This is a genomic window from Sphingomonas sp. (genome assembly GCF_050725575.1).
GTDB lineage: Bacteria > Pseudomonadota > Alphaproteobacteria > Sphingomonadales > Sphingomonadaceae > Sphingomonas.
On the sequence record NZ_JBOHHW010000040.1, the window covers coordinates 44,103 to 52,859 of the forward strand.

Genomic DNA, 8,757 nt, shown 5'->3' on the forward strand with positions numbered 1-8,757 from the left:
TCTGATCCTACAGGCCCAGTCCGCGACCACGCGAGAGGGCGGGTACTTGCTGGAGGTCATGGGACAAAGATGCCCCAGTCAGCTTGCCGATTCCGAGTTCCTTCGTACGATTTCGAAGCATCGACTCGAGCTGAGGATCGCGGTGTAGGCTCTCGGCCAAGTCCGTCATGCTTTCCTTCACCCGGTGGACGGCATCATAGTCAGCAGTGCGATCGAGCCTCTGCAGCTTGCGCGTCTTTTGCTGCCATTCGGCGACGAATTGATCAGCGCGTTGTGTTGTGTCGATCCGAACCTCCGCCTCCAGCGTCATCGCGCGGATCGCCGCAGCCGTCTTGCCGCTGGCGGCCTGGTCAACCAGTCCAAGATCGGCGTTCATCGCACTGCGTAGATCGCGCGCGGCCTCAGGCCGCAGCGCGTCGAGGGCCTTGCCAGCTTCGGCAAAGGCGATTTTCTGGTGTGGCAACTCCGGGAGGTTTGCCTTGCGCATGCGCAGGATATCCGCCGCAGCGCGCGCGTAACGCTCGACCGCCTTGTCGAGCTGGGTTGGCTGAGGCTCGATAGCCGGTGCGGGGCTAATCCTGAGCCCGGCGAACGGATTGCGTGATAGTGGCGGTTGCTGAGAGCGCGGCGGCTCCGCCGCTTGCCGATAGTCAGACGCCATATCCTTGCCACGCTCGCGCGAGAGCGCGCGAACCAGCTTGCCCCGATCGGCAAAGTCGTCGCGGCCATAATGGAGATCGACGCTATCGCGGTGCCGCGACAGCGCTACATAGGCCGCGTGGCGGTCGAGCCCCGGCGTCGCCAGCACATGCACCCGGTCGACCGTCACGCCCTGCGACTTGTGTACGGTGGCCGCATAGCCGTGATCGACATTGGCATAGTCCTTCACGTCGAACGCGACAGATCGACCGTCATCGAGCATCACCGCCATCCGGCTTCGCGTGACCGACTGCACCTGCCCAAGCGTGCCGTTCTTCACGCCAAGGCTGCGCTCGTTCTTCAGGAACATGACGCGGTCGCCAGTCGCGAACTGCCGCTCACCGCGCTCGGCGCGCACCGCGATATCCTCGCCAAGCGCACCGCCTGCACGAAGCCGCTCGCGCGCGGCGACGTTGAGCGCGCGGACCTCGTCATTGGTGTGGGTGAGGATGATCCGCGTTGCGCCGGGCGAACTACTACGTTCGCGATCCCAGCGATCGATCAATTCACACCGAGCCTGCTCGCGGGTGTCGGCGGCGTGGATGCGTCCGCGCTCATCGTAAGAGGCAATAGCCTCGACCGTCCGACCGGTCGCGAGTTGCCGGGTCGCGTCGCGTTGCCAATCATCACGCTGGCGGCGAATCTGGGTGATCTCGACGCTGCCGTGGCGCTCTGCGGTTGAGCGAAATGCCGCGCCCGCCTCGATCGCCTGAAGTTGCTCGGGGTCGCCAACGAGAACGACCTTTGCGCCACGCTTTTCCGCTTCGCTGATAACGCGTTCCATCTGGCGCGTGCCGATCATCCCGGCTTCGTCAATGACCAGCACGTCGCGGCTCGTCAGCAGTGCGCGACCCTGCGCCCATTGATGCTCCATGCTCGCGATCGTACGCGATGCGATGCCGGAGCCGCCTTCCAGATTCTCGGCGGCGATACCGGACAGTGCGATCCCATGGACGGAGTAGCCCGCCCCTTCCCATGCCTCGCGCGCGACACCCAGCATTGCCGACTTGCCAGTGCCGGCATAGCCGATGACGACACCGAGGCCCTTTGCATCGGTGACGTGCTCGTATGCGCTGCGCTGTTCGGGGGAGAGGAACATGCCCCGCGCCGCTGCGCGCGCCAGCGCGGTGTCGCGGTGGCGTTCGGCGACGGAATGGTGATCGCCGTTCGCCATCGCATCCGTGGCGCGTTCGAGCCGCTGTTCGGTCTCGATCATCGCGCGGCTGGTGAAGCGCTGCTCGCCGCGCCCGTCCTTACCCAATGCGACCAGCTGGGGCGCGGCCTTCACCGCCGCTATCACGTGGTCGAACTGCTCCTTCCCGTCGCTGTGGCGATCGACGAACATCGCGATGTCGCGGTTGGTGAACGTGGATTGCTGGTGCGTGATCGCGTCGAGCGCGAGAGCCGGGTTCGCCAACAGCTTCTCGCCGTTCGCGCGGGCAATGGCCTGGTGCTCTTCGAGCCGCTCGGATTCCAGACCCTGCGCCGCCATGCGTGACGCCGCCGGTCCGATCTTGTGCTGCGGCTCCAGCTCGATTCCCTGAGCCTCAAGCGACCGATGATCGATCCGCGCGTTGATATCGAGTTCTGCAAGCCGCTGGTTGACATGCTCGCTCCAGCGCTCGCGCCACTTCTCCAACAGGTCGGTGCGGTTCCAGTCGCGATTCTTCTTCCCGAACCTGCCCTCGCCCACCTCCCGCATCGTCAGCATCACATGTGCGTGCGGCTTTGCCATTCCATCGGCACCAACATCCCAATGTACGTTGAGATCGGCGATCATTCCGCGATCGACGAACTCTTCGCGGACAAAATCTCGCGCCAGGTCGATGCCCTGCTCCTGGCTCATCTCGCGCGGGATCGCGAACTCGATCTCGCGCGCCAGCTGCGCGTCGATCCGTTTCTCGGTCGCCTCGACCTCGTTCCACAGTCGCTCGCGGTCAGACAGATGCTCGGGCGCGCCGTCCGGCAGCATCACCTCGGAATGGACGACACCCGCCTTGTTCGAGAAATCATGATGCCGGTCGATCCGCTCATCATGCAGTCGGGAGGCCGAACGATAGGCGGCGGAAGCAACCGCGCTCGATCCGTTGGCGCGGGAAATGACCTTGGCCGAGAAATGGTAGATCGCCATGACGGCAATCCATCTACACCTAAAACAGCACGTCGGCACGACGTATAAGCGCGCCCTCGAAAGATTTCATCAATCTCGGGACCGCGTAATCCCAAGAGATTTCAGACCGTTGCTACTGATCGACCACAGCGATAACTGGTTCGTCCTCGCCGTACAACAAGAGGACGAACCATGCGTAAACCACGCGATTTCGATGCGGAACTGAAAGCGCTGAACGACAAGGCGCGGCGCCTGAAGGAACAGAAGCTGCACCAGTTGGGCGAACTGGTGACCGCCACTGGAGCCGACGCGCTTTCAACCGAGCAACTGGCAGGCGTTCTGCTCATGGCGGCGGAAACTTCAGACACCGGGACAAGGGAGGGGTGGTACAAACGTGGCGTGGCGTTCTTTCAAGTCGCGTCGCGACAGGCTGGTAATGTTTGCGGGAACGCTGGCGGCGCTAAGACGCACGGTCGCGATGCGTCATCGGCTACAAGCCAGGATCGCGCGTGAAGACAAACGGGCATTGGTCGTGAAACGGCGCGAGCGAACGCGCCAGTTGATCGAGCTGGGCGGCCTCATCGCCAAGGCAGGACTGGTCGAGCTGACCGATGACGATCGCGCTGTAATCTTCGGTCTAATGGCCGAAGCCGCGGCGACATTGCGCAGCGAGCGCCGTGAGGAAGCGCTCACGCTTTGGCGGCGGCGCGGGAAACGCGCTTTCGATCAGGCCGCCGCAGAGAATAGATCAGAATCAGCTCGTGCTTGGACAGACCAACGTAACGACTCCGATTAGAAGCCCCACAACGCCAAGACCGAGACCTACGATAGCGATCCAGGCTGGGATGCTGACAGCGGGATCAGGGGGATTCACGTACCAGACAAGCTTGCCTAGAAGGCCCACCTTCTCGATCGAAAAATCGAGTTCGCCTCCCTTCTCGACTCCCAGCGCCACCCTGATGTCATAGGGCATGAAGACGGCATCTTCGTCGTCGTGCCCCAGGACGAGAACCATTTTGGACTCGCCATTCGCAGTGTTGCGAATACGCGCGATGTCGTAGCGGCCAATATCGCCGCGATAGGCGTGATTAAGCCGTACGAGCAAACGCCCACTGTCCCCTGCGGGAAGCGCTTTGATGGGCAGTTTTGGCATAGGCCTTCCCCTCAACCGACCCTGCGATTACCGTCGCGACCAGCTCATGCGAGCCGCCGTTCGCAGGCCTCCTTTACGAGTTTCTGCAAAAGCTCGACCCTCTCGGCGAGCCACTCCAACTCCTCGGGTGTGATCTTGTAGTGCGGCGAGTAGCGGGCGTTCACATACGCTTGCTGGAGCAGCTCGAAGCAGCGCCGACCGAACTTTGTGTCGCGCGGCCATACGCTGATCAGCTCGTGCACCAGCGGCTCGGCTTGCGCGCGCAAGAAGTTCAGCTTGTGTGATTTCGGACTATAGAGCGTCAGCGTCAGAAGGACGCAGTGATAAAGCTGCTCGGCAGCTTGATGCAGCTCAAACGCAGCCTTGTTGCGCCAGTATTCGTCATCACCCTCGGCACGCTGGAGTCGGAATGTCCGAACTGAACGCTGAGCGACGTTGAACCAGCGGTCAAAGTGATGCTGAGCTTCAGACCGTGCCGCTTCCTCAGTAAGCGGTTGAGGCGCTGCAAAGGGATATCCCTCTGCTTCGTAAAGAGTGATGCCTTGCTCGATCGCATCTATGAAAAACGACCGGCCATGAATCAGCTGATCGTTCACGTCTGCAAAGCTGTGCGCGATGAATGCAACCGGCGCGCCGATCTGCTTGGAAATGGTCACTTCGCGGACGAGGTGATCGTCGGCCTTCGCCCAATATTCGGCCGGATCGGTCAGCCTCTCATCGCTGACCACGACGAGAATATCATAATCGGAATAATAGCCGCCGACCGGGTCCTCGACCCAGTCGCCGCGCGCGTAGGAGCCGTAAAGGATCACCTTGAGGATACGCCCCTGCTTCTTCCACTTCTGGGTAGCGAGAGCGGTTGCGTCCTCGAACTCGGCGAACAGAATCTGCACAATACGCTCAAGGTCGCGGCGCTTGCGGTCTGGAAGATGATCGAGGTCGGTTCGCATCGCAGTTCATCCTAACGACATGATCGCGGTACGGACAGTCTCGCCGGCAAAGCGGCGAGACTGTCCGTACCTCATCGACTCCTCCTGCGCTTCATCCATCGAAACAGATGCTTCCAAATCGGCTCTCGCGTCGGGCGGTCGAGTGCATCGACAATGTGCATCAGGCTTTTCGCGAAGTGTCGTTCCACCTGCCTGACGCTAAGCCCGGTCCGCTCGGCAATCTCCGGATAGGCCGTGTCATCGAACCGGATTGCGAGGAAGATTTCGCGCTGGAGCCTCGGCATCCGACGCAACGCCCGTTCCAGCCGAGCGATTATCTCGGCTTCGGTCAATTCCTCGCGCATCAAGCCGCCTCCGGCGCAAAGGCGAGCAGATAGTCTGCCGCCTTGCTGGCAGCGCTTGCCGCCCGGAAGATCGCTTTCTCATCCTCGCGCAGCACGGCAAGCCAACTGCCGATGTAATCGGCATGCCGCACGGTCGGCTGGATCGACAGCGATGCGCAGGCGAAAGCGCTCGCCATTTCCGCCACCAATTCCTCTCGTGCATAATCGGCGCTGCCGAACCCGCCGCGCTGATTGCGATCGAGACGGTTGCGATGCCCGGTCCAATGGCCCAGCTCGTGCAAAGCGGTGCGATACCAGTTGATCGGTTCGGGGAATGCAGTCGGCGGCGGCACCGCGACAAAGTCAGTGCCCGGCGAATAATAGGCTTCGCCGCCCCCAACCCGGAAATCCGCGCCGCTTGCCTCGATCAAAGCCTGTACCTGCGGCAGGATATCCACCTCGGCAGGAAGATCGGGCGTACCGGTTAGCGCTTCCGGAAGTGCCTCACACTGGTCGACGTTGAACACCGTGAACCGCTTGAGAAATGCAATCTGTCGCGCGTCGCGCTCCTCGTCCTGTGCCCGTGCCTCTTCGCCTTTCGGCGTGAAGCGATCAGCATAACAGACCACAGTCCCTTTCTCGCCGCGCCGTACATTACCACCCGCTGCCTGTGCCTGCCGATAGGTCAGCCAGCGCTGCGAGGCATACCCGCCCTCGATCACCGCCGCCCACAGGATCAGCACATTGATCCCGGAATAGCGCCGCCTCGTTCCGGCATTATGCGGCATGGTGCAGCCGCACGCGGCATCGTCCCAAGGCTGAACCCAGGGCAGCCGCCCCGCTTCCAGCTCGGCAATCACCCGCGACGTCACCTCGGCATAAAGGCTCTGCCGATGGTTCTCGGTCCTGTTCTCCATCTTCCTTACTCCCAACCACCGCAACCGGCGCCGAAATGGCGGGGTGGGCGGCAGGAGCGGACCGGCAGTCCCGCCGATGAAGGCGGGCAGCACCCGCAGGGCCGGAACGAAGAGGAGGACTCGGCGCAGCCGGAGTTGCGGCACGCCGCGGCAGGACTACAGGGAAGCGACGCCCACCCCGCCAGTTCGAGTGCCGGAGGCACAACGCCATCGCGCTCGCGCGATGTCCGCATACCGAAGCGAAGCTCCGGCAGGCGTCATGCGATCGTCATCCGACTGGACCGAGACGCGCAAAGAGCGACTCGGCGACGCGCAGGCGACGTAGAGCGCGGTCACGCCAAAGGCGTGAGACGCCCTGGGATTCCGGCCTCAAAATCGTCCCTACGCCAGAGTATCTTTCTGGGCTCTGTCGGGCGTTATGCGGTGCAACTCGGACCTGCCCCTCTTGCGTGGGCTCACACAATCTCAATCCTGTTCGCGGGGAGCCAAAGCAACGCAGACAGGATCATGCCATGACCACCGATGTCCCCGACCGCATCCTTCGCCTGAAGACCGTTCTTCAACGCACCGGACTCAGCCGCTCGACGATGTACCGGAAGATTCAGAACGGCACGTTCCCGAAGAACGTCCAGATCAGCACGCGCTGCACCGGCTGGCGAGAAACAGCGGTCAACGACTGGATGCGCAACCCCATGTTCTACAGCGTCGACGACCACAGCCAGTAATGCCGGCTCTTCCGAAAAACAGGTGGGAGCGCGCGCACCTTCTGAATGGCGTCAGCCCGGCGCCGAGCCGGCTAATAGTATCTGGGCACCCGGAAATCGAAATCGTCGGTGTCGCCAAACAATTGTTCGCTGGTGAATCGTTCTTCGAGAGACGGAGCCGATAGCCGCGCCTCCCGCATCGCCAGATGGTAAGTGGCCCAAGTGAGAAAGCTGGCAATGCGCGGCGTTGGATCGGCGGGCGCTTGTTTTGCAAGAAGCGCCATCAGATCGCGAAGCCGATAGAGTTCTTGGAGTTCTCCTAGGATCGCGCCAAGGCTGGAGGTGCGACGTTCCTCGATATGCTTGGCGCGTGCCTCAAGCTCGCGCAAACGGAGTGCTTCCTCCACTCGCTGCTGCTCTGCGGCACGCCGGAGCCTGTCCTCCGCCTTGGCAGCCCCGAGCACGGCGAGGCCAACCGCAATATCCACGGTCATGTTTTCGAGCCGCTGAATCTTGGCGTCGCGAAAGCTACGACGCGGTGAGCTGCTGCCCCTAAAATAGAATTGTTCGAATTCGAACGAGAGTTGCCCGGTTGGTCGATAGTCCCATTCGGGATAGCGCGGTCGGTCAAAGCTGTAGGTACGCCACGAACCAGTTTTGGATGCCTGTTCGCGCTTGAGGAGCCATACGGTCTCCTTCGCCTGTTCGGCCTCCGTCAAAATATGCTTCTCGCGCTTGGTCAGCTCCGAGATCGCAAATCCGACACTTTCGGCCTCATCGCTGAAGCGCGCTGAGGGCTCGCCATCGATCAGGCGAAACCCTTGCATCGACGCTGCCTGCACAATTTGGCTCAAGATCGCACCAAGGCGATCGATCGTCTCGGGCGCGACTTCGCATTTGATGAGCCCAGGTCCAGCAACCGAGACGATCCCGATGGGCGAAGGCTCACCCTTCCTCAACTTCGCGAGCGTGCGCTCGACAATCGGATGGGGCGTCGCATCGGGCTTCTCCCCAGAGGCCAGGATACGCGCCTGTTCGCGCACCGCCGCTATCGAAGGCTGCTCCTGAGACAGTTCTCCACCGGCAATGGTGATCTTGTCGCCCGACCCGGCTTTTGCCTTGGGAAGCGGCGTTTGCTTGACGCTTTTCCCCGCCGCCTTCTTCGCCCACCATCCGGGTGGGGGAGTTGGAACGTCGTGCTTCTTGGCGATCTTGTGGAGCGCGACGTCCGAAATCGCGAAGTCCTTGGCCAAGTGGGTCATCGGCTTCGACCAGACGAGATCGTAGAACTCACTGCGGGTGAAAACTCTGGCCAAGGTTCATCCTCCCAAACGCATTCGTGTCAGCGCCCGTTCGGTGTCGAACGGCGGGATGCGATTACGCCGCCTTCCTGTCCATCGAGCGAGCGAGTGCTTCGGCACGAAGGCGGTCCAGCTCGTCGGACCATGCCTGCATCATGCGGACGCGCTCGTCCCAATATTCGCCTCGCGCATAGACCCGCCGCACGGAGTTCGCGTCGACATGGGCAAGCTGCCGTTCGATCGCGTCCGGGGTCCAGTTCCCGGATTCGTTGAGCAGCGTACTCGCCATCGCGCGGAAACCGTGCGTGGTCATCCTGCCTCCGCCATAGCCAAGACGCTGAAGCGCGAGGTTCAGAGTGTTCTCGCACATCGGGCGATCGCGCTTTCCCTGGCACGGGAACAGATAGCGATGCTTGCCGCTCAAAGGTCGGATGTCGGCGATTATCGCGAGTGCCTGCTTCGACAGCGAGACGTGGTGGGGCCGACGCATCTTCATCTTCTCCGCCGGGATCGCCCAGACGCCTTCCTCGAAGTCGAACTCCGACCATTCCGCCTGGCGCAGCTCGCCCGGGCGTACAAAGAGGTGTGGCGCTAGCCTCA

At 62.1% G+C, this 8,757-nt stretch carries 10 protein-coding genes; 3 read left to right on the plus strand and 7 right to left on the minus strand.

What is annotated here, in order from left to right:
• Window positions 1-7 precede the first annotated feature (7 nt).
• Window positions 8-2,830 (minus strand): Ti-type conjugative transfer relaxase TraA, encoded by a 2,823-nt coding sequence (traA, locus tag ACRECS_RS21065; RefSeq protein WP_431584923.1) that lies wholly within the window; start codon window positions 2,828-2,830, stop codon window positions 8-10.
• A gap of 171 nt (window positions 2,831-3,001) precedes the next feature.
• On the opposite strand from traA, the gene ACRECS_RS21070 reads away from it, so the two are divergent.
• Both ACRECS_RS21070 and ACRECS_RS21075 read left to right on the plus strand, forming a co-directional pair.
• Window positions 3,002-3,322, plus strand: a complete 321-nt coding sequence (locus tag ACRECS_RS21070) for a conjugal transfer protein TraD (protein WP_431584924.1) — start codon at window positions 3,002-3,004, stop codon at window positions 3,320-3,322.
• Window positions 3,288-3,605, plus strand: a complete 318-nt coding sequence (locus ACRECS_RS21075) for a conjugal transfer protein TraD (RefSeq protein WP_431584925.1) — start codon at window positions 3,288-3,290, stop codon at window positions 3,603-3,605. The genes ACRECS_RS21070 and ACRECS_RS21075 overlap by 35 nt, the downstream gene beginning before the upstream one ends.
• On the opposite strand, the gene ACRECS_RS21080 is transcribed toward ACRECS_RS21075, so the two are convergent.
• The 4 genes from ACRECS_RS21080 to ACRECS_RS21095 all read right to left on the minus strand — a co-directional run bounded on the left by ACRECS_RS21080 (window position 3,564) and on the right by ACRECS_RS21095 (window position 6,152).
• Window positions 3,564-3,962: a hypothetical protein gene (locus ACRECS_RS21080; protein ID WP_431584926.1), complete on the minus strand. Its 399-nt coding sequence runs from the start codon at window positions 3,960-3,962 to the stop codon at window positions 3,564-3,566. The genes ACRECS_RS21075 and ACRECS_RS21080 overlap by 42 nt on opposite strands.
• Window positions 3,963-4,006: 44 nt before the next feature.
• Complete coding sequence (locus ACRECS_RS21085; RefSeq protein ID WP_431584927.1) at window positions 4,007-4,912, minus strand: HEPN domain-containing protein; 906 nt, start codon at window positions 4,910-4,912, stop codon at window positions 4,007-4,009.
• Between the two features lie 71 nt (window positions 4,913-4,983).
• Window positions 4,984-5,256: a sigma factor-like helix-turn-helix DNA-binding protein gene (locus ACRECS_RS21090; protein WP_431584928.1), complete on the minus strand. Its 273-nt coding sequence runs from the start codon at window positions 5,254-5,256 to the stop codon at window positions 4,984-4,986.
• Complete coding sequence (locus tag ACRECS_RS21095) at window positions 5,256-6,152, minus strand: ArdC family protein (protein ID WP_431584929.1); 897 nt, start codon at window positions 6,150-6,152, stop codon at window positions 5,256-5,258. The genes ACRECS_RS21090 and ACRECS_RS21095 overlap by 1 nt, the downstream gene beginning before the upstream one ends.
• Window positions 6,153-6,664: 512 nt before the next feature.
• Between ACRECS_RS21095 and ACRECS_RS21100 the strand changes: the two genes are divergently transcribed.
• On the plus strand, window positions 6,665-6,877 hold the full coding sequence (locus tag ACRECS_RS21100) for a helix-turn-helix transcriptional regulator (RefSeq protein ID WP_431584930.1): 213 nt from the start codon (window positions 6,665-6,667) through the stop codon (window positions 6,875-6,877).
• Window positions 6,878-6,948: 71 nt separating this feature from the next.
• On the opposite strand, the gene ACRECS_RS21105 is transcribed toward ACRECS_RS21100, so the two are convergent.
• Together ACRECS_RS21105 and ACRECS_RS21110 are read right to left on the minus strand one after the other, a co-directional pair.
• Window positions 6,949-8,172, minus strand: a complete 1,224-nt coding sequence (locus tag ACRECS_RS21105; protein WP_431584931.1) for a hypothetical protein — start codon at window positions 8,170-8,172, stop codon at window positions 6,949-6,951.
• Window positions 8,173-8,233: 61 nt separating this feature from the next.
• A partial coding sequence (locus tag ACRECS_RS21110; RefSeq protein WP_431584932.1) for a tyrosine-type recombinase/integrase occupies window positions 8,234-8,757 on the minus strand: 524 nt, incomplete at its 5' end.